The following is a 20,451-nucleotide window of genomic DNA, read 5'->3' on the forward strand; positions in this document are numbered from 1 at the left end:
TCCGAAGGTCTCAATTGAGCAGATTGCGCCGGACGAACCGGTCACTTTCGGCCGGCAGGCTGATCATCAGCCCATCCTCGCCAATCTCCAACTTTCCATCGAACTTGGCGCCCGCGCCGTCAAGAAATGCTGGATAGAGCATCGGCGTTGGAAGCGGCGGCACAATATGTGTGAGGACAAGCGCTTCGACGTCCGCCGCCTGCGCGGTCTCAGCCGCTTCAGACGGGCTCGCATGATAGTCGAGTATGTCGCTGAAAATCGTGGAAAGTTCAGCATCGCCATTTCTCGCTGCGGCTTCTGACATGACTGCGACCATCTCCCGGTTCAGGGCTTCGTGAATAAGAAGGTCGCTTCCCCTGGCCGCCTGGGTCACGGCGTCGCTCCTGACCGTATCTCCACTGATCGTGACGGCCCTACTCTTATAGTCGATCCGGTAGCCAAAGGCCGGCTCAACAGGCTCATGATTGACGAGGAATGCCTGCACGCGCACGCCACCTTCTGAAAACACCGTCACTGCACCGTCCAATGGTGACGAAATCTCGGTCACTTCAGCGCCGAATCCCGAGGGGTTTGCGACAGCTTCCCCATGATGCGCCGTCCTGTATCCCGCATCGGCCCGATAGGCTGAAATAAATCCATCCGCCACAAGGCCTGTCCCCTCAGGCCCGGAGATCTGGACCGGCGTCGTACGGGACCCGGCGATCCAGGCTTGCAGCATCATCTCGCCAAGACCGTCGATATGGTCCGAATGCAGGTGGGTGAGAAAGACCATATCGGTCTCGCCAACCGGAAAGCCCATACGCATGAGATTGCGCATGCTGCCGGAGCCGGTATCGAAAACGAGCGTTTTATCGCCTGCCAGAACACCGAGACACGGCCCGGCGCGCTCAGGGTCCGGGAGCGGCGAACCCGTACCGCAGAAATAGATATGAAGGCCGTCTTCCAATGTGGCTGTCTGATCAAGACCAACCAGCCTGCCTGCCATTCGCTCAAACACTGAAGCGCCAATTTTCGCCTGAAAAAGCTTGAAGACCGCACCCATGAGAACCAGCAATAAAATCAGGCCAACGACGCTGCGTAGAATCCATTTCATCAGCTTCCCCCCACCTTGGAAATCACGATCGGACCGCAGAAAGCGAGGCCTTCATGGCGTCCTCGATCACCCACAACCGGTCCTGCCCCCATGCGGAAACCTCGCCGAAACGGAAGCTCGGCACACCCCACAGGCCGAGCGACATCATCTCGCGTCGGTTATCTTCCGCCTCCGCTTTCCAATGGTCTTTTCCGATCAGCGTTCTGGCCTCGCCCCAGTCCAGACCTGCGCGCTCAGTTATGGTGCGCAGCCCCTTATCGGTGCCTGCATCAATGCCCTCGGCCCAGACACCGCTCAAAAAGCTTTTGGTGAACGCAAAGCCTTGGCCCTGTTCAATGGCCCAAGGCAAAATTGAATACCCGCGCTCGACCGGCTCTCCAACGGGATCGCAGATTTTTCCGAAAGGCACTGTAAGTCGGCGCGCTTCCCGTGCTGTGTCCTGAATGATGTAACGTCCCTTCGCGCGCGGCACCTGCATGCCCCGCATGACCATGGGCAGGACGAACCGAAGCTTCAAATTCGCCCCATAGGCATCGGCAAGCGCTTTCACTCGGTTCACGGAAATTGCCGTGTAGGGGCTGCGAAAGGACAGATAGAAGTGAAGATCTGGTGCGTTTTTGAAACCTCCGCCAATGGGTTCGTCAACGACTGCCGGCGGCGGAAAAATAAAGCTATCTGGCGCCTGTTCTGACACAGCGCCTTCATCTCTCAGACGCGCCTCCAGATAGTGAAGTCGGTCTATGCCCCAATACCATTCACCCCCATAGTGGAACGTCCCTCCAAGATAGTGACCAAGCTCATCGCGAAGCCGGTCACCTTGCTCAAACAATAAATCGGGGTTCAGCGACGCGTCAGGTTCACGGCCAGATCCAGTCCAGAGCCATTTGCCAATCGGCGCCGCAGCGGCTGCAAACTGGCCATCATTGATGGCAGCGGCAAGCGCGCCGCTGGCTGTTTCGATTGCCTCTTTTGAGGGCTGGTGGCCGGGGTCGGTAAAGGACAGTCCCGCTTTCGACGCGAGACGAGCCGCGTCGATACGGGAATAATCAATCAGCCTCTGGCGGTCCGGCGCGGCCCAGTCTGGCGGGGGCGAAACGAGGTGAGGCTTGACGACAATGTTGTAGCGCTCACACAAGACTTTGAGAATTTGCGACGTCAGATCGGAGTAAGGGTCTGCAGTATCGTGGAAATAGTCGACCGTCCTCATAATACCCTTTCTCTTGCGCCGACTTTCAACGACTACGCGTCGACGGTCGAGCCTGCCCTTGCTGGTCAGATAACCCGTCACGATAGGTGAAATAATACTCTTCAAAGACACGTGACGATTGATCTCCTCTTCGCTCCCAATTATTATTTGGCACGCATAGTGTCAATTTTAATTCAGGATGTCATCAACCGGTATGGACAGGAAAATTGACGCCGCTCCTTTCCTGTCCGGACTTGTCTGCCTCGGACTTACAGCTTGCACTCCGGCGGAAAATGTACCCGCCACATCAGACGGTCGGTGCCCTCATCCTCCAGTCGGCAATTTTGTATCGATTGAAGGCGGCTCCTTTCTCATGGGATCAGACACCGGCTACCGCGAGGAAGCGCCGCAACGCGCTCAAACTGTCAGCAGCTTCGCGATGGGGGTAACCGAGGTCACGAATGCGCAATTCGCAGATTTCGTTGCTGAAACCGGATATGTGACCAGTGCGGAACGCGCACCTGACCCAGCCCTCTTGCCCGCCAACGCGCCTGCCCGTTTCAGAAAACCCGGGGCAGCCGTATTTACTCTGCCGAAGGGGGCGGGGCCCGGCCATTGGAGTTATGTGCCGGGCGCAAGTTGGCGGCGACCTGAGGGGCTGGATAGCACAATCGAGGGCAAGCCGAACGAACCGGTTGTTCAGGTCTCCTATGAAGATGCCGAAGCCTTTGCCAGCTGGAAAGGTGCCCGCCTACCCTCAGAGGCCGAGTGGGAATACGCCGCACGCGCTGGCCGCTCGCCAACGACCTATGAATGGGGCGATGATCCGCCGTCTGCAGAAACGCCGCACGCGAACACCTGGCAGGGTATTTTCCCTATCTCTGATACAGGCGCTGACGGGTTCCGGGGACGCGCGGCGGTGGGGTGCTATGCACCCAACCCCTGGGGGCTTCACGATATGTCGGGCAATGTCTGGGAATGGACCACCAGCCCGTATAGCCAGATCGCGCAAGGCCCGGACTCGGTGATGACCATCAAGGGCGGATCATATCTCTGCGCAGACAATTTCTGCCGCCGCTATCGCCCGCCTGCCCGCCAGGGCCAGGAAGCCAGCCTTCCCTCAAACCATATCGGCTTTCGCATCGTCATGGGTGAGGCGCCCTGAGCGCTTGAGAAGGCTCAGCAAGGAACGCGGGTCCCGGGACGCGCGAGGACTATTCGTCGACGTCCGTACCGTTCGAATTTCCAGGAAACTGGCTGGCGGTGCTGTCAGTCTAATGCGAACCCGTCTCCAGCATCGCTAGCCGCACGCTGCCCTATCCAACCACAAGTTGGCGCCATTCGAGAAGGGCAGCGTCGCGTCGTAATTTGAAAGTCTGGCGGTGGTTGATGTGGCGCTCGAGGTTAAAGTGATTATGGAACGAGGCGTGCGTCGAAGCGAATTTCTGCAGGTTCGACATTCGCCTGAATCTCAACATTGCTCGCTCTCGTCGCCGCAATGGCAAGTGGCTCTTCTCGGCGCGGTTGTTCAAATGGCGACCAACCTCCTGGCGATCGATATTTCCGATTTCCTTCACCGCTGCACCATAGGGTCTCAGCCGGTCTGTCACGACTGTCCGCGGCGCACCGTATCGCTTCATCGTTTTCTTGAAAAACCTCAAAGCCGCTGATTTATCTCTAGTTTTGGTGACGTAGCTTTCTAGAACTTCGCCCTCATGGTCGATGGCTCGCCAGAGGTAATGCGTCTCTCCGTTGTTCTTCACGAACACCTCGTCCAGGTGCCACTGCCATTGCGTGATTTGGCGCAAGTAGCTGGCGCGGCGAATGCGGATCTTGCCGGCAAACATCGGACCGAACCTATCGACCCAGAGCCGCACGCTCTCATGGCAGACGTCAATTCCACGCTCATGAAGGAGGTCTTCTACATTGCGCAGAGAAAGCGGAAATCGGACGTACATCATGACCGCAAGTTGGATGATCTCGGGCGACGTTTTGAAATAGCGAAATGGATTTCGGGGCATGAAGCAATCCTAGCCGCGTCGCCCTACCCACTCAATCGCCCGGTTCTCCTGACAATGCCCGTAATTCAGGAGCGGTAGCAGCAGGCCAGCCGTCCGAATCACGGGCTGGGTCAGATTGAACGTCAGCTAGCCAGGTTTTGTCTAATGACCTGGATCACTGATGACGCTGCCTCAATTTGCTCTTGAGACAGACCGCCAAAGGCATTGTTAGCAACACTTTCGGCGAGGCGCGCGATCTCTTCTGATCTCGCCAACGCAAACTCTGTCGGCACCACTCGCCAAATACGACGATCCTGCGTGTCAGCCTCACGCGTTACGTAGCCCGATTTCTCCAACTGATCGATCAGTGTGCCAACAGATGGACGGGCAACTTCTAATGCCTCGGCAAGTTGGGTTTGAGAAGCTGCCTTCAGCCTGAGTACGTAAATCAAGGCGTGCCACTGTGACCGCGTTAAGTCCAGCCGCTTCATTTCCTGATCAAAGGCCGCTCGCAACAAGCGAGTAACTTCTGCCAGCAAAAAGCTGAGATTCACTCGCTCATCATCCCCCATACGTCCGACAAAGCTATTTTCGGCAGTTGGAATTTTCAAAATATCATTCCGATTTACTTTATTTGTGAGTTACCTTACATTTAGGAGCATAACAATAATATTTTAGGGGATTTATTATGGCTATGAATGACGGTTGCGAGCGAGAAATCCAAGCAAGTGGTCTGACACTGACCTGTTCCGCTTACGGTCAGAACTCTGCGCCAACTGTAATATTTGCTCACGGAGGTGGTCAGACTCGCCATGCGTGGAAAGGCGCAGCCAGATCGCTTGGTCAGCAAGGATTTTATTCTATTGCCCTAGATCTTCGAGGGCACGGCGATAGCGAATGGGCTGAGGATGGCGACTATTCTCTGGAGGCCTTCGGGCGTGATCTGGTCGCTGTCGCGGAGCAGCTAAGCGACGAAGGGCGTGCACCTCACATTGTCGGCGCCTCGCTCGGCGGGCTCGGTGCCATGGTCGGTGCTGGCATGCTGCAACCAAAAGCTTTTGCTTCAATCACTTTGGTGGACATTACGCCAAACATGGAAGCTAGCGGCGTCGCAAAGATAATCGGCTTTATGGCCGAGCATAGCGTGGATGGATTTGCGACGCTGGAGGAGGCCGCAGATGTTATCGCGCAATATTTACCTCACAGGCCCCGACCGACAGATCTTGACGGCTTGCGCAAAAACCTTCGGCAAGGTCAGGACAAACGCTGGCGTTGGCATTGGGACCCGGCCTTCATTCAAGGGGTTATGAAGCGATCAGCCGTTGAGAGAGCTGGGGACCTTGAGCAATCGGTACGCAACATCACTGTTCCTGTTCATTTGGTGCGTGGACGCATGAGTGAGCTTGTCTCGGAGGCCTCAGTGCAAAAATTCCAAGCTTTATTGCCTCAAGCCCACTTCACAGATGTTGCTGGTGCGCGACACATGGTGGCTGGCGACAACAACGATGTATTCACCACGGCTGTCAGTAACTTTCTGCGGCAGCATTCGGAAGTTGTTGAAGCATGAGTGCAACTCTGCCTGATCTCGCTTTCGTTCAGCAGGCATTAGAAGCGGCTCCGTTTCATCGCTGGCTCGGACTCACCGTGACCGAAACAGGCGCGGATGAAATCAAACTGTCTATGCCTTGGCGCGACGAACTCGTATCAAACCCGAAGGTAGAGTCCGCGCATGGCGGTGTGCTCGCCGCGCTGATCGACCTGACGGGGTTTTACGCTTTGATTGCGACTGGAAATATGCCTCTGGCAACGGCAGATTTACGTGTTGACTATCATCAACTTGCAACGCCTGGCCCGCTTACAATTGTCGGAAAGGTGGTTCGCCTCGGAGCTACCCTATCCGTGGCGGAGGCCAGTGTTTACAGCAGTGACGGCGATTTGCTTTCGAGTGGCAGAGGGGCTTATCGGATGCTTAGGCCGTCAGCATGAACCGGCATTTGTCTTTCCGCGCGCTTATCCTAGTTTTTCTTTTTGCGTCTTGCTCAAATGAGCGACCTCCGGAGCAAACGGCTGTTGCGGTAGATGAGAGGCCAAAAACTATTGCCCCGATTAAAGTGAGCACAACTAGCGCTGAACGCATTGACCTTGCTCAGCCTCTAGTCGCGTCAGGAACAATTGCGGCAAAGCAAACGAGCAACATTGGCGTGCTATCGCAAGGCGTAGTCGAAAAAATTCATGTCGGAGTTGGTGACCGTGTGAAAAAAGGCCAGGCATTGTTTCAGACGCGACGTATCGACTATCAACAACGACTTTCTGAAGCTGAAGCCCAACTTGATATTGCAATTGCGGGGTCGGCAAATGCCGAACGTGCGTTTAAAAGATATTCTGTTCTCGTCAATGATGGCTCAGTCTCACGAGCTGCTTACGAAGATGTTCAAACGGCATTTCAGGTTGCGGCATCGCAGGTCACGCTTCGCCGCACTCAAGTAGCTACCGCGCGGCAGGCGCTAGATGATACGATTGTTCGCGCGCCCTTCGATGGTGCGGTGACAGCCCGCTACGTCGACGAAGGCGTTTTCATGGCAAATAGTTTCTCTGGAATGGGCAATTCGGCGGTCCTTCAAATACAAGAGTGCGAGATCGCAGCAGGGATCCTATTTGCGCCGGAATCTGAAGTTGGTCGGTTGCGTCTTGGCTTGCAGGGCAACCTCTATGTCGATGGCCGGAGTGCACCTATCCCATCAGATATCATTATTTTAAATGATCGAGTTGATCCGCAAGCAAGAACCGTCGAATTCAGAATGGCATTTTTGAATGAGGGATGCGCAGTGCGAGCGGGGCAATCAGTGCGGGCGGAAGTGAACGTTGACCCGCGTCCAGCGCTTGTTTTGCCTAGGGCAGTGCTTCAGGGTTCGAGCACTTCTCCCTATGTCTTTAAAGTTGATGGTGATCGAGCCCGACGAGCATCGATTACGTTTCGAGATATTGATCCAGTTCGAATTGAAATTCTATCGGGCGTGAGTGAATCCGACTTAATTGTTGTCGACCCTCTAGATGCGATGCGTGACGGCACGGTAGTGGAGACCGACGTTTCATGATGGGGATCGTCAAGACCTCTATTCGACACCCGGTTTTCGCTGTCATGATCATTGCCGCGCTCGTTGGGCTCGGGTGGATTTCCATTGGTCGACTGGGTGTCGATCTGTTTCCAAATGTCGAATTCCCGTACGTTTCTGTCACGACAACACTTGAGGGTGCTTCGCCTGAAACGATAGAATCTGAAGTGACGGATATTATCGAAGAAAACGTCAACACGATTGATGGGATCGAAAGCCTGCAATCGTTCAGTAACGAAGGCGTTTCGAGTATCTTAGTCGAGTTTGCGTTGACAACCGATATCAACGTAAAGGTACAAGACGTACGCGATAAGGTTCAACTCGCATTGGCTGACCTGCCAAGCGACGTTGACCCACCGGTTGTCGATAAAGTTGATCCCGATGCCGCACCCATAATATCGGTTATGATTGCTGGTGATATCCCGATCCGGGAGATAACTGCTTTCGCCGATGATATCGCCAAAGACGAGATTCAACGCATCAAGGGTGTGGGATCGGTGTCGATTGTTGGTGGACGAGACCGAGCTATCCGCGTTTGGCTTGACAACAACCGGATGCGATCATTCGGAGTGACTGCGGATGATGTTCGCATGGCTGTCCAGAGTGAGCATGCTGAGCTTCCAGGTGGGAGGCTAGAAGTTGCTGGTGGCACTCGCGAGTTCGGCGTCAAAACGTTGGCTGAAGCAACGACGCCAGCAGATTTCGCAGATCTACCCGTGGCGTATCGAGAAAACGGCGTTGTAATTCATGTTGGCGATGTCGCAAGAGTGGAAGATGGTTTGGAAGACGAACGCTCTGCGGCCTTCCTCAACGGTCGGCGCGGTGTTTCGCTTGATGTCCGCAAGCAAGCCGGACGAAACACAGTTGAGGTTTCGCGTGCTGTAAAGTCTGTAGCTGAGCGTTTGCGGACACTCGCCCCGGACGGTGTGGAGATTGTCGTCACACGCGATATTTCGAAATTTGTAGAAAGTTCGATCAAGGACGTCGGACATGACTTGCAGATCGCCATGGGGCTGGTGGTCGGCGTAACATTTATCTTCCTTTTGAATGTTCGCGCGACCCTTATCGTTGCTATTGCGATCCCGACCTCTTTGGTGGCAACCTTTTTCGGCTTCTATCTGATGGGCTTCACGATCAACGTGCTGACCTTACTAGCGCTGACCGTTGCGATTGGACTTCTGGTTGATGATGCCATAGTCGTTGTTGAATCCGTCACCACGGAGATTGAGAACGGCAAGCCACCTATGCAGGCGGCTTATGACGGTACGAAAAAGGTAGGATTAGCGGTCTTGGCCGGTACGGCGGCCACGCTCGCAGTTTTCGTTCCCATCGCTTTTATGGGTGGTATCGTTGGACGATTTTTCTTCCAGTACGGCTTGGCCATCGTCTTCTCTGTAACCGTTTCTCTAATTGTAGCTTTGACTTTGACACCCATGCTGGCGTCGCGAATGCTTAAGCATCGAAAAACTACATTCTGGCTCCGCCCGATAGAATTGCTATGGGACCGTGTTGACGGTGTTTATGGGCACATCGTGTCATGGGCGGTGACCTTTCGATATCCTGTGCTGCTTTTGGCCGCCGGGTCGGTAATTGTCGGCGGATGGTATGCCGCGCGCGTGCCGTCTGGCTTCACCTCAAAAGCAGATAGAAGCGAGTTTCAAGGTACAATAGAGCTTCCATTAGGAATTGGAATTACTGCTTCTAGTGAAGTGGCAAGCAATGTTGCGAGAGCACTGCTAGACGTTGAGCATATTGAAAGTATCTTCATCACGATTGGCGCGGGCGCACAAAGCGATACGAATGTGTTGTCCCTTTATGCCTCTCTCACACCAAAGTCTGACCGCGCGAAATCTCAATTTTTGATTATGGACGAAGCTCGCGCTGTTATTGCCACGGTCGCGCCGGACGCAGTCAAAACATCGGTGCTTGAAGTGCCTTGGGTGAGTGGAACAGGTTCCGGTGGAACGGACATCGATCTAATTCTAAAAGGCCAAAATCTTGAAGAAATATCAGATTACGCAGACGAACTGGTACAGCGAATGCGGGCGCACGGTGCGTTTTCCGACCCACGAACCAGTTATCAATCAGGACGACCCGAAGCACAGATCCTATTCAACCGACAGCGCGCCGGAGATCAAGGTGTTTCAGCGCGCACGCTTGCGTCTACATCCCGCATTGCTCTGGGTGGTCTCAACGTCGCGAGCTTTGAAGATGGCGGGAAGCGTTATGATGTGCGCTTGAGATTGGACGACCTTCAGCGCGAAACCATTAGCGATCTATCGCGTGTTCAAGTGCGCGGAGTCGACGGTCGTCTTGTAGATGTTGCATCAGTTGCAAAGATACAGTTTGCGTCCGGACCTGCGCAGATCGACAGAAAAGATCGCTCTCGGAAAGTGTCCGTATTGGCGATCACGGCAACAGGATCATCCTTGGGTGAAGCTTCTGGAGCACTGCTCCAGATGATTGACGATGTGCCTCCACCGCCGGGCATAACATTCGAAATGGGGGGCATGGCTAAGAACATGGCTGAGACTGCAGATGCAATCGGATTTGCGCTGTTATTTGCCTGTATTGTTCTCTACATGGTTCTGGCAAGCCAATTCAATTCTTTCGTACAGCCTTTAATCATTATGCTGACAGCACCGCTTAGTTTTTCCGGCGCGTTCGCAGGTCTTTACTACTTTGGATTGGAATCGTCTCTGTTTGCCCAGATCGGCCTAATTGGGCTGATGGGTATCGTGATGAAAAATGGCATTCTTCTTGTCGACCGCGCCAATCAGCTCATGGAAGAGGGCGTGCCTAGCGGCGATGCAATCAGACGAGCCTGTCCTGAACGCCTTCGCCCAGTATTAATGACAGCTCTTTCAGCGATCTTCGGGATGGTTCCTGTCGCCTTGGCGACATCGGATGGTGCCGAATGGAGAAACGCCTTGGGAGCATTGCTGATTGGCGGCTTGTCGACTTCAACGATATTGACGTTACTCGTTGTTCCGGCAGCGTACGTGATACCAAGAGATATCGCTAATGTTGCAAAGTGGATTTGGCGACTGTTTTCCCGGACCGTGCTTGGCAAGCGGGGAGCGGGTGTTTCTCCAACTCAGGCGCAGCGCATCGATCAGTGACATGGAGCGATCTGGATTGTGTGTCAGACAAATGTAAACTCGTCTCTGCTAGTCGACGAAAATGCCGGTTTAGGCAGCGAGAGGTGCTGTCAGTCTAATGCAATCCCGTCTCCAGCAACTCTAGCCGCACTCTGCCCTATCCAGCCAGAAGCTGACGCCATTCAAGGAGAGCGGCATCTCGTTTCGTTTTGAAGGTCTGGCGGTGGTTGATGTGGCGATCAAGGTTGAAATGATTGTGAAACGAAGCGTAGGTTGAGGCGAATTTCTGCAGGTTGGACATTCGCCTGAACCTCAGCATCGCTCGCTCTCGTCGGCGGAATGGTAAGTGCGAATTTTCCGCTCGATTATTGAGGTGACGACCGACCTCCTGGCGATCGATGTTCCCGATGTCTTTCATTGCCGCACCATAAGATCTCAGCCTATCGGTCACGACGGTCCTTGGCGCGCCGAATCGCTTCATTGCTTTCTTCAGGAACAGCAAAGCCGCTGATTTATCGCGTGTTTTCGTAACGTAGCTCTCGAGGACTTCGCCCTCATGGTCGACAGCTCGCCAGAGATAGTGGGTCTCGCCATTGATCTTCACGAAGACCTCATCGAGATGCCATTGCCACTGGGTGATCTGTCTCATGTAGCTGGCTCGACGCACCCGGATCTTGCCCGCGAACATGGGCCCGAAACGATCAACCCAGAGCCGTACGCTTTCGTAGCAAACATCGACTCCGCGCTCATGCAGAAGATCTTCGACATTCCGAAGCGAGAGCGGGAAACGCACATACATCATCACCGCAAGCTGGATGATCTCGGGCGATGTTTTGAAATATCGGAACGGATCTCGGGACATCCCGAAACGCTAACCGACCTGCCCTACCCGCTCAATCGCTCGGTTGCGCTGACAATGCCTCGGAATGGATTGCGGGGCATCCGGCGATGCTAGCCAAGACGGCCGACGGGCTCAATCGGCCAGTTCCCCTGACAATACCCTCTCATGGCAGACGTCAATTCCACGCTCGTGAAGGAGGTCTTCGACGTTGCGAAGGGACAGCGGAAAACGAACGTACATCATGACCGCGAGCTGGATAATTTCGCGAGATGTCTTGAAGTAAAGAAACGGGTTTTGGGACATGCAGGCAACGCTAGTCGGGTCGGCTTGCCTGTTCAATTGGCCTGTTCTCCTGACAACACCAGCCGAGGGGCTCAGGTCACTGACAATGCCGGGCCAAGCCGAAATAACACCGGCTTGGCCCCACTTGGTATGCCTGAATGTAATCTACACTACCACGACTTTGAAATCGTCACCCCGTAAAGGGCTGGCTCAGTCAAGAATGCATTGCTGTAGAGTCCGGGACTGTCATCTTGCAGATAGGCCCCTGTAATGACCTCCTCATCAAACAGGTTCTTCGCAAATGCCTCAATTTGCAGACCAGATTCTGTATTCGCTAACACAAGAGAAAGGTTGAAGTTTTCCCAGCTATCGATCTGATCGCGTCCAACGTTCCAGATGCGTGAAAAGCTGTCTGCCTGATAGTAGTAATCTCCTCGCACCGTCAATTTCCAGTCGCTGTTTCCTAGTGCGGACCAAGTATATTCTGCGGCCAAGTTTAATGTGGTATCAGGTGCGCCAGGAAGATTGTTACCACGCAAATCTTTGTTGACGCCGTCAAAGGGCGTGAGAGCACCGACCGCACGGGTCGCCCCATCCCCGTCCATGTAGGATACATTACCTAGACCAAACGCGGCTTCCTGGCCTGCAAAGTTCCCAAGACAAAGACCTGCAGTACTGCCGGGTGCGAGTTGACCGGCCGCGATCGCGCCTAGCACGGTCGCATAACCTTGGGCTGATACAACACAGTTTGAGTAGTTGGCTGCGTTTTTGATAACAACGAAGTCTGGGTTGCTCGCTGTGCGGTCCAGAACGTCAATCGCGAATACATCTACAAGCTCTGTCTCCAGCAAGCCTAAGTTGGCGGTCAGAAGCCAGTTGTCTGCAGGGCTCCAGAGATATTCAACCTCCAAGCCATACAGTTCAGCATCCACGTTAAAGTTGACGGACGCCCGGTTGATTACCTGAGTAATCTGATAGTCGGTATAGTCATAGTAAAAGCCGGTTAGATTGAGTTGCTGCGTGCCTTCGGCGAACAGATTCTTGGTTCCCACCTCGTAAGCATTGATAAATTCAGGTTCGAAGGTGTTCGGAAACGCATTGGCGTTTTCCGCGGGCTGTGGCGGATTAATCCCACCGCCCTTATACCCCCTGGAATAAAACCCATAAAGCAGAGTATCATCTGTAAATGAGAAATTTGGCGACCAATCAACGCCGGCGCGACCAGTCACTTCCTCAAATTCTACTTCGAAGATTCCATCGACGGTTCCATCGAGTTCCGCTTCTGTTGCCGGGCTCGGAACGGGTGCCGTCGGATCCGGCCGCACCGCATCTGGTGTAAACAGATAAGTCGGAATGTTCTTTTGTGATTTCTCGTCTTTGGTATAACGCAATCCCAGTGTGAACGTTAGATCATCGGTGAGGTCGTAATACGTTTCGCCAAACAGAGCCGTAGACTGCAACTCATACGGAGAGACTGTTCTGAAATAATTCCGGCCTAGCCCGTTAAGCGAGTTCAGAATGTTCGTATCACCATCCACGTTCGACGTATCCAAACTTGCTGGAAAGGGTACGCCAGGGATCGCAGGAGGACCACCTTGGGCCAAGGATGCGTTGTGCAGTTGCAAAAGTCCGGTCAGCGCGTTGCTTACGAAGTAGTAACCGTCGATTACATCGCTGTTTCCTGCTTCGTAATCCATATAAATTGCCCCAACATTAAAGTTGAAGGGGCCGTCGAAATCAGATTGCAAGCGCAGTTCTTGCGTAAACGCTTCGCTTGTCGCGCCGGACGGGTCAGCCACAGTATATAGATTGCTTGGACCAATTTGTGGATCATTGACTACGCCGCCAGGGAAAAGTGCATTGTAAAGATCGATAGAGGGGTTGATGCCTGGTGGGATGCTGGAAAAGTCATTGAATGTAATTGTGGGCTCGACTTTGGAAACATCTTCGACGGAAATCACAGATGTTTCGTTCCGACTCGTTAGCGATGTAAACTCAAGTGTGTCGGTGACGTCCCAGCTGAGATTGAGTGTCCAGAGATCCTGTTCGGCCTGGTAGAATGGATCGAACCCAGCCGCGATGGTCCTAAGGTCCCGGATAGCAGGTGCGGTGAACGCATCACCATTTAGCAGTCCAGCCCTTACAGCCAAGCCACCTGCAAGTGTTGCTACCGAATTCACTGTATCGCGAGACTCCGAGAAAGGAGCGCTGAGGCAGCCCTGGGAGGTATATATCTGATCCTCAAATGCGATTGGTATGCCCGCAAAATTAGTGTCTAGCGGGTCTTTCTTGCACAGTTGCTTACCGGACCGCAGGCGAGCATCTTCCTCTTCAAAATGCTCGTAAAGGAGCCAACCCCTAAATGATTCGGTCGGTTCGAATCCTAGTGTCGCGCGCACTGACCAAAGATCCCGGTCATCCACATCATTCCCCGTGACCAAATTTTCAACATATCCATCACGCTGTGTGAGCGATCCGGCAACACGTAGCGCAACCCGGTCGCCAAATGGGATGTTTGCCATGCCTTTGGCTTTGATGGTGTTGTAATTGCCGTAGGTAAGGGCGGCGTCCGCCTGGTATTCGCCAAAGACTGGTTTTGCAGTTATGAGGTTGAAAACCCCACCGGTTGCGTTGCGGCCATACAATGTACCCTGCGGCCCACGCAGAACTTCCACACGTTCTGTGTCAAAGAACTCTGACTCAAAGAGCCGATTGGACTGAAGCGGCACGTCGTTCTGGTGAATACCGACACCAGCGTCGCCAGACGTGGCTACCACATCTACGCCAATGCCTCGAATTTTTAAGTTGAAACCGGTGAATTGACCCTTGGTGAAGGATACGTTGGGGACCGCTTTAGTTAAATCGGGGCCTCCAGTGAGCTGAAGTCTCTCGATCGCCTCGTCATCGAACGCTGAAACTGCAATTGGAACGTCCTGAACGGATTCCTGAGCCTTCTGTGTGGTCACAACCACCGATTGCAGCGTTCTGACGCTGTCGCTGTCTTGGGCTTGGGCAGAAAGTCCAGCCCCCAAGCTTGAAATTGAGACGCTACCAAGCAGGCAAACTGTCAACACTTTTCTGGATAAATTCAAAATGTCCTCCCTCGTTTCGTCCGTCTTATGCGGACTTTATCAGACAAGAACACTTTCCTATTTTATGCAAGCATAACGTTATTATTAGGTAGAGAATGGGCTAATAGCCCCGTCCTCTCTAAGCCAAAGCGCACGCTTTTTGTATTGACACCGATTGTATGCCGCCATACTGTATCTAGATCAATGATTGAGTGCGTTGCTTGATCCTTGATTTGTAAAGAGCGATAGTTAGCCTTGTCCGCTAGACGTTAATTGAAACGGCAAATGGACAGACAGGCCTCTTCTGCACTTTGCGTTTCCCAATACACCTGCTGGCTAAAGTCATTTAGCCAGCCCTTTTTGGTGCGCATGCGATTTAGCGATTGAACCGGAACAACCACTCAGCCATTCTCTGAAAACAAGAAAATGAAGTGGTTGGAATGAATATAAAAAAATCATCGACGATAATGGATATACGTTTTGCTGCTAATGAGCGTGTGGAACTGACCTTTCTTATCGGTCGCGTTTCGCGCGAGCTTCGACGCCGGTTCGACATCGACATGGCTTCTCTCAAGCTTACGCGCGCCCAGTGGAGGGCGATGCTTTATGTATTTAGGCTAAAACAGCCCACTCAAACCGAACTGGCTGAGGTTCTAGAATTAGGACGAGCCTCAGTCGGAAGCTTAATCGATCAACTAGAGCGGCGCGGCTATGTCGCGAGAATTGTTGATGAAAAGGATCGACGCGTCTGGCGAGTCGTACCGACAAGTTTAGCATCCGTCAAATGGGCGGAAATCGATGAGGCGGGCTCCCATGTGGCCACAGAAGTGTTTGCAGGATTTACCGAGGAAGATTTGCTGAATGTCAAAAGCTATATGGAAAAAGTCATTTTGAATCTCAATCGCGCAAACGAAATGAGCGCTCACGCTTCAAATAAGGGCATTGCGAACGACACCGACTGACGGATTGATCGGACGGCATGGCGACTGAACAAGGCTCACCCCTAAATTATCTTGGCATCAGAAACCCAAATTCACAGATAGTCACGGCGGATACCGCCATGACTATCGCGAATATTTCCAATATCAGTAACCTGAGCCCCTCGGCTCCCTCAGTTACTTGAAGAGCAGAGCATTAATGTCTAAGATACTGAGATTAGAACCGCAGACGGGCGGTTGCACCGAAGGTAAGGGGCGGTGCCAGGAAAGCACCAACAGCGGTACCCGGTGACGTTTGGGTAGCCGCGGTACCCTGGAGGGGCGTATCAAAGGCTAGCTCATAATAGTCTTCATCGAACAGGTTCTGCGCCCAAATCTCCAGCTCAAACGGTGAGTTGTCGCTATAAAACCCCATTCTCGCGTTGACCACGACCAAGTCGTCAACTTCCTTGAGCGGATCGAGGTTCGAGCCTGTATTATACCGTGAAGTGTACCGGCTCGAGACATTGAATCTCGTATCCCAGTCGCGGACAAAAGAGGTCTCATATGTAACTGCCAACGTACCTGACCAGCGGGGCGCAAATGAAATCGTGCTTCCTGGCAAACGCGGCGGCGCAAAAAAGTCCACTGCTTCAAAATCGTCGTACTGCGTTTCAGCATAAACGAGCCCCCCCTGAAGTGTCAGCCCTTCAAGCTTTTCAGGCAGATATCGGAAATCGAACTCTGCACCCTTTGAAATCACGGCGGGAACGGATGTCACGATAAAGCTCGTTCCGGTGAAGGTGTTTAACTGAAAATCATTATATTCCTGATAGAAAATGGCACCGTTGAAGAACAAACTATTTGCAGCGTTATTGCTCTTGAAGCCGACCTCGTAGGCATCCACGGTTTCAGGATCAAAGCCGGTGTCAAGGTTAGGCTGGAAGGGCGCGGGATCTGCGGGTCCGAACTGACTGCGATCCAAATTGAAGCCCCCGGCCTTGTAACCACGGGAGTAAGATGCGTAGGACATCAGATTTTCACTGAAGCGGTATGAGCCCTTTACTGTACCGGAAAGATCCTCGTCTGAACGATCTTGAGTGGAACTAACACCGACGAAGTTGTCGTTTACCCAAGGCAGACAAAGAGTTGGGGTTAAACCGTTTGCCGCTCCAAAAACAGCCAGGGCGGTGGAGCAACTGCCTTCATTTCCATCGAAATCAGAGTTCAACGTCTTCTCATCGATCGTATAACGAAGACCAACGGTAAGATCGAACTGGTCAGTGAAGCTAAACGTATTGTTGGTAAAAATGGCATACGTATCAGCTTCCTGCTTAAAAATATCCTCTGTCGCTTTGGTCTCACCTGTGTAGATGGAGCCGGGTAGCGCAGCGAGGTTAAACGCCCCACCGCTCGCACCGAGCAGCAATTGCTGAAAGTAGAAGAAATAACCATTGCCGAAATTGATGAAATCGGTGCGGTCAAGCGTTTCGTTAGCGTAGTAGGCCCCAACTAGCCAGTCCAGTTTGTCCGTCGCGCCTGCGAGACGGATTTCCTGGCTGAACGTAGCAAAAGCATCAGTGGTTTCGTCAGAATCGCGGAACCAGATGTCAGCGGCGCTGAAGTCCATGTCTTGTCCGGAACCATTGTCCCAGTCGCGATATGATGTGATCGAGGTTAGTTCACCGACATCGCTTTGCCACGAAATGTCGGCCGACACGCCCCAATCTTCGGTCGTCTGCGTGGCGTCACGATTTGCAAAGGCAACTCGATCATACGGATCGACAGGGAAGGCGGATGCACCGTCGCCGCCTGCCAGCAGGGTGATTAGCGGACCACGCGCTGGGTCCACCGCTATATAGTCCCCCATGCAACAGTCCTCTTCCCGGTCGGTATAGTCGGCCGAAAGAAGGATTTCGAGGTCACTGGAAGGTTCGAAAAGAAGCTGCCCCCTGAAGGAGTAGAAGTCATATTGACTTGTTTCATCTGCGGTGCGCGGACCATTGCCCGTTTTCACATCAAGAAGCCCGTCGCGCTCCTCGTAGACCCCGTAAAGACGACCGCTCACTGCATCAGACAAAGGACCCGTAACTTCTCCGGACGTGCGGAGAAAGCCTTCATTGCCGATTCCAACTTCCCAGATGGATCCAAACTCATTGGAGGGCTTCTTTGTAACAACGTTGATAACGCCCGCAGAGGTCGATTTACCAAACAAGGTTCCTTGCGGTCCTTTAAGGACTTCGATGCGCTCGATTTCTCCAAGATCCCCAAAGGAAACACCATTCCTGGCACGTGGAACACCGTCGACAACAACGCCCACAGAGCTCTCTAGACCTGGATTGTCACCAACCGTACCAATGCCACGGATCCGAGCGGTGGTATTGGCCTGCTTCGACGAAGACGTCACGAGAAGACCAGGAGTCACTACCGTCAAATCCTTAATGTCCTGAACACCGGCATCATTCAGTAGTTCGCCGGACAAAGCCGTCACGACGATCGGCACATCTTGTAGGCTTTGCTCGCGCTTTTGCGCTGTGACAGTTACAGCACCAAGGCGACGAATGGTCGGTTCGCTGTTTGCTGAGACCGCAACGTTCTGCTCGTTCACTTCCGCTTGGGCATGCGCACCTGCGGCCAGCAGCAATACTGCCCCGGATACAGACGCGGTGATCTTCGACAGTCGATTAAGATATGGCAATTATCTCTCTCCCTTTTGTTTGCGCCATACTATATGCCTTCGTACTTCTTTAGAAAAGAACTTTTGTATTTTCGTTGGGCCCAATGGTCGCAGGTCAAAAAAAAAATTGGGCGCGCGACCAGTAGTTGTGCCGGTGACCCCGACTCCGATTGGTGCCGCATTTGATTTAGAAGTCTGTCGATATGGAGCGAGACAGTGCGCAAGAGCAGAATCGCGGAATAACAAATGACGGCGAACTTAGCCGAACACGAGTGTGGCATGGCAGCTTGTGCGCGCCCCTTAGACGCCGCATTCGACATTTGACAACTCAGAACTGAACACAGTCATAGCTCGGCGATAAGTTCCGATAAAAGATGTTCGAGTGGAACCGGCATAACACCTGCCCGCAATAGTCTTTGTAAAATCAATGAATTTAATTGGCTCTCATCGAATTCAGTCGGGCAGAAAAATGCTTCAAACCCTAAACTCAGAGTACGAAGACAAAGATGAGACACTCCCAAGCTTGAGACGTTGCCCTTTATCAGAATTTGCCTACGGCTCGTCTCCCAAACAGTCTGCTTATCATTCAGAATGCTATCAAGGGTCGGCGCGATGGCGAATTCGCCAGCCTCGTCATGGACTTCAAGATAAGGAATTCCATATGCCGAAAGAGCCGACATAATCAGTCCGTCTTCATATACAGCGTCAACAAATATTACTTGAATGTCCCTACGCCGCATTACGCCTGGCACGGCAGCTTTCTCAAACTCGGTCAGTTTAGACATTCGAGAGCCTCTACAATATTGTATGCCTCCATACATTATGTATGCGGTTGTCGGCAACGCCAAAAGGGGCTCTCGGAAAGCGTCCTCTAGAGGGCCACTTTAATGCGGTGGTCTTTGACCCAGCCCCGTAATTTCCGGCCATGAATTTGCAGAGTCCTCGACACGAAGAGGATGACAGATGCGCAAATCACGATTTTCCGAAGAACAGATCATTGGGATGATCCGGGAGCACGAAGCTGGTGTGAAGACGGCCGATATCTGCCGCAAGTACGGCATCTCGGATGCGACCTTCTACAAGTACAAGGCGAAGTTCGGCGGCATGACGGTGTCGGACGCCCGGCGGTTGAAGACGCTGGAGGAGGAGAACTCGAAGCTGAAGCGCCTCCTGGCCGATGCCATGCTGGACAATGCCGCCCTGAAGGACCTGGCGACAAAAAACTTCTGACGCCCGATGCGAAGCGGAAGGCCGTGCACCACGTGATGGAAACGCATGGCCTGTCGGAGCGTCGGGCCTGCCTGCTGGCCGATCTCGATCGGTCCACCTTCCAGTATGAGAAACGCGATGGCGGTGACGAGAAGCTGCGCCAGAGGCTACGGGAGCTGGCTGGTGAACGCCGCCGGTTCGGCTATCGCAGGCTCGGCATCCTGCTGGACCGCGAGGGCCTCAGTGCCAATCACAAGAAGATCTACCGCATCTATGCCGAGGAGGGGTTGGCCGTGAAACGACGACGCGGGCGAAAGCGGGCGACAGGCACGCGTTCGCCCATGCTCCTGCCGGAACAGGCGAATGAGCGATGGAGCCTGGACTTCGTGTCGGATGCCCTCAGCGATGGCCGCCGGTTCCGCACGCTCTGTGTTGTCGACGACTTCTCCCGGGAAGCCCTGGCTGTGGTCGTCGATGTCTCCTTGTCCGGCGTGCGGGTCGCGAGGGAGCTGTCCCGCCTCATCGCCCAGCGGGGCGCTCCGAAGATGATCGTCTCCGACAATGGCACTGAGCTCACCAGTCATGCGATCCTGAAATGGGTCCGCGAGGTCGGCATCGAGTGGCATTACATCGCGCCGGGAAAGCCGACACAGAATGCCTTCGTCGAAAGCTTCAACGGCCGGCTGCGCGACGAGTGCCTGAACGAGCATCTCTTCGACAGTCTCGGTGACGCCCGGCGCATCATCGAAGCCTGGCGGATCGATTACAACACGACACGGCCGCACACCGCACTCGGCGGACTTGCTCCGTTGACCTATGCCGCTCAGCACCGCAGACACCGGCCCGGCTCGCTTGAGCGTCGCGGTGGCTCCGCTCGCCGGGCCTTGACCTCAAACCAACCAACAGAAAGAAAGGCGAACAGACTCTCCGAATGAACGGCCCGGATCACGGGGCTGGGTCA

Annotated in this window: 15 protein-coding genes and 1 pseudogene; 7 read left to right on the forward strand and 9 right to left on the reverse strand. The window is 53.6% G+C overall.

Features of this window, described 5'->3' with window-relative positions:
• Positions 1–10: 10 nt before the first annotated feature.
• Both D1224_RS12915 and D1224_RS12920 read right to left on the reverse strand, forming a co-directional pair.
• Positions 11–1,093 carry an MBL fold metallo-hydrolase gene (locus tag D1224_RS12915; protein ID WP_119380373.1) on the reverse strand — a complete coding sequence of 361 codons (1,083 nt, stop codon included), beginning with the start codon at positions 1,091–1,093 and terminating at the stop codon, positions 11–13.
• A gap of 22 nt (positions 1,094–1,115) precedes the next feature.
• Complete coding sequence (locus D1224_RS12920; protein WP_119380374.1) at positions 1,116–2,300, reverse strand: DsbA family protein; 1,185 nt, start codon at positions 2,298–2,300, stop codon at positions 1,116–1,118.
• Between the two features lie 193 nt (positions 2,301–2,493).
• Between D1224_RS12920 and D1224_RS12925 the strand changes: the two genes are divergently transcribed.
• Positions 2,494–3,444 (forward strand): formylglycine-generating enzyme family protein, encoded by a 951-nt coding sequence (locus tag D1224_RS12925; RefSeq protein WP_119380375.1) that lies wholly within the window; start codon positions 2,494–2,496, stop codon positions 3,442–3,444.
• Between the two features lie 151 nt (positions 3,445–3,595).
• On the opposite strand, the gene D1224_RS12930 is transcribed toward D1224_RS12925, so the two are convergent.
• The gene (locus D1224_RS12930) at positions 3,596–4,300 is read right to left on the reverse strand and encodes an IS6 family transposase (RefSeq protein WP_026180626.1); all 705 of its coding nucleotides are present in this window, start codon (positions 4,298–4,300) and stop codon (positions 3,596–3,598) included.
• Positions 4,301–4,422: 122 nt separating this feature from the next.
• Positions 4,423–4,890 carry a MarR family winged helix-turn-helix transcriptional regulator gene (locus D1224_RS12935; protein WP_147372394.1) on the reverse strand — a complete coding sequence of 156 codons (468 nt, stop codon included), beginning with the start codon at positions 4,888–4,890 and terminating at the stop codon, positions 4,423–4,425.
• 77 nt (positions 4,891–4,967) lie between these two features.
• On the opposite strand from D1224_RS12935, the gene D1224_RS12940 reads away from it, so the two are divergent.
• From D1224_RS12940 to D1224_RS12955, 4 genes are read left to right on the forward strand one after another with little or no spacing between them, the layout of a single operon-like run.
• On the forward strand, positions 4,968–5,846 hold the full coding sequence (locus D1224_RS12940; protein ID WP_018147825.1) for an alpha/beta fold hydrolase: 879 nt from the start codon (positions 4,968–4,970) through the stop codon (positions 5,844–5,846).
• Entirely contained in the window at positions 5,843–6,265 is a 423-nt protein-coding gene (locus D1224_RS12945) for a PaaI family thioesterase (RefSeq protein WP_018147826.1), read from the forward strand. Before D1224_RS12940 ends, D1224_RS12945 begins: the two co-directional genes overlap by 4 nt.
• Complete coding sequence (locus D1224_RS12950; RefSeq protein WP_083910934.1) at positions 6,262–7,374, forward strand: efflux RND transporter periplasmic adaptor subunit; 1,113 nt, start codon at positions 6,262–6,264, stop codon at positions 7,372–7,374. The genes D1224_RS12945 and D1224_RS12950 overlap by 4 nt, the downstream gene beginning before the upstream one ends.
• The gene (locus tag D1224_RS12955; RefSeq protein WP_018147828.1) at positions 7,371–10,514 is read left to right on the forward strand and encodes an efflux RND transporter permease subunit; all 3,144 of its coding nucleotides are present in this window, start codon (positions 7,371–7,373) and stop codon (positions 10,512–10,514) included. Before D1224_RS12950 ends, D1224_RS12955 begins: the two co-directional genes overlap by 4 nt.
• Before the next feature lie 136 nt (positions 10,515–10,650).
• On the opposite strand, the gene D1224_RS12960 is transcribed toward D1224_RS12955, so the two are convergent.
• The 3 genes and pseudogenes from D1224_RS12960 to D1224_RS12970 form a co-directional block, all read right to left on the reverse strand.
• Complete coding sequence (locus tag D1224_RS12960; protein WP_018147829.1) at positions 10,651–11,355, reverse strand: IS6 family transposase; 705 nt, start codon at positions 11,353–11,355, stop codon at positions 10,651–10,653.
• A gap of 135 nt (positions 11,356–11,490) precedes the next feature.
• Positions 11,491–11,637: pseudogene (locus tag D1224_RS12965) on the reverse strand (IS6 family transposase); the annotation flags it as partial.
• A gap of 149 nt (positions 11,638–11,786) precedes the next feature.
• Positions 11,787–14,708 carry a TonB-dependent receptor gene (locus tag D1224_RS12970; RefSeq protein WP_233350545.1) on the reverse strand — a complete coding sequence of 974 codons (2,922 nt, stop codon included), beginning with the start codon at positions 14,706–14,708 and terminating at the stop codon, positions 11,787–11,789.
• Positions 14,709–15,127: 419 nt separating this feature from the next.
• Here D1224_RS12970 and D1224_RS12975 point away from each other — a divergent pair, with 419 nt between their 5' ends.
• On the forward strand, positions 15,128–15,649 hold the full coding sequence (locus D1224_RS12975; protein WP_018147832.1) for a MarR family winged helix-turn-helix transcriptional regulator: 522 nt from the start codon (positions 15,128–15,130) through the stop codon (positions 15,647–15,649).
• Between the two features lie 193 nt (positions 15,650–15,842).
• On the opposite strand, the gene D1224_RS12980 is transcribed toward D1224_RS12975, so the two are convergent.
• A complete protein-coding gene (locus D1224_RS12980; RefSeq protein ID WP_233350546.1) occupies positions 15,843–18,302 on the reverse strand; it encodes a TonB-dependent receptor in 2,460 nt (819 codons plus the stop codon).
• 323 nt (positions 18,303–18,625) lie between these two features.
• Positions 18,626–19,066, reverse strand: a complete 441-nt coding sequence (locus D1224_RS12985) for a thioredoxin domain-containing protein (RefSeq protein WP_018147834.1) — start codon at positions 19,064–19,066, stop codon at positions 18,626–18,628.
• A gap of 178 nt (positions 19,067–19,244) precedes the next feature.
• Between D1224_RS12985 and D1224_RS12990 the strand changes: the two genes are divergently transcribed.
• Positions 19,245–20,425, forward strand: a protein-coding gene (locus tag D1224_RS12990) for an IS3 family transposase (RefSeq protein WP_119377970.1) whose coding sequence is annotated in 2 segments (ribosomal slippage) — positions 19,245–19,494 and positions 19,494–20,425 — 1,182 coding nt in all. Because the reading frame shifts where the segments join, the coding sequence is not laid out codon by codon here.
• Positions 20,426–20,451: the final 26 nt, after the last annotated feature.

It is taken from the genome of Henriciella barbarensis (genome assembly GCF_003576345.1).
Classification (GTDB): Bacteria; Pseudomonadota; Alphaproteobacteria; order Caulobacterales; family Hyphomonadaceae; genus Henriciella; species Henriciella barbarensis.

Bases quoted from the DNA above. Each gene is read 5' to 3' on its own strand.
- D1224_RS12925 (WP_119380375.1), top strand. From the start codon at position 2,494: ATGGACAGGAAAATTGACGCCGCTCCTTTCCTGTCCGGACTTGTCTGC.
- D1224_RS12930 (WP_026180626.1), bottom strand. From the start codon at position 4,300: ATGCCCCGAAATCCATTTCGCTATTTCAAAACGTCGCCCGAGATCATC.
- D1224_RS12945 (WP_018147826.1), top strand. From the start codon at position 5,843: ATGAGTGCAACTCTGCCTGATCTCGCTTTCGTTCAGCAGGCATTAGAA.
- D1224_RS12985 (WP_018147834.1), bottom strand. From the start codon at position 19,066: ATGTCTAAACTGACCGAGTTTGAGAAAGCTGCCGTGCCAGGCGTAATG.
- D1224_RS12960 (WP_018147829.1), bottom strand. From the start codon at position 11,355: ATGTCCCGAGATCCGTTCCGATATTTCAAAACATCGCCCGAGATCATC.
- D1224_RS12920 (WP_119380374.1), bottom strand. From the start codon at position 2,300: ATGAGGACGGTCGACTATTTCCACGATACTGCAGACCCTTACTCCGAT.
- D1224_RS12975 (WP_018147832.1), top strand. From the start codon at position 15,128: ATGAATATAAAAAAATCATCGACGATAATGGATATACGTTTTGCTGCT.
- D1224_RS12940 (WP_018147825.1), top strand. From the start codon at position 4,968: ATGGCTATGAATGACGGTTGCGAGCGAGAAATCCAAGCAAGTGGTCTG.
- D1224_RS12950 (WP_083910934.1), top strand. From the start codon at position 6,262: ATGAACCGGCATTTGTCTTTCCGCGCGCTTATCCTAGTTTTTCTTTTT.
- D1224_RS12915 (WP_119380373.1), bottom strand. From the start codon at position 1,093: ATGAAATGGATTCTACGCAGCGTCGTTGGCCTGATTTTATTGCTGGTT.
- D1224_RS12955 (WP_018147828.1), top strand. From the start codon at position 7,371: ATGATGGGGATCGTCAAGACCTCTATTCGACACCCGGTTTTCGCTGTC.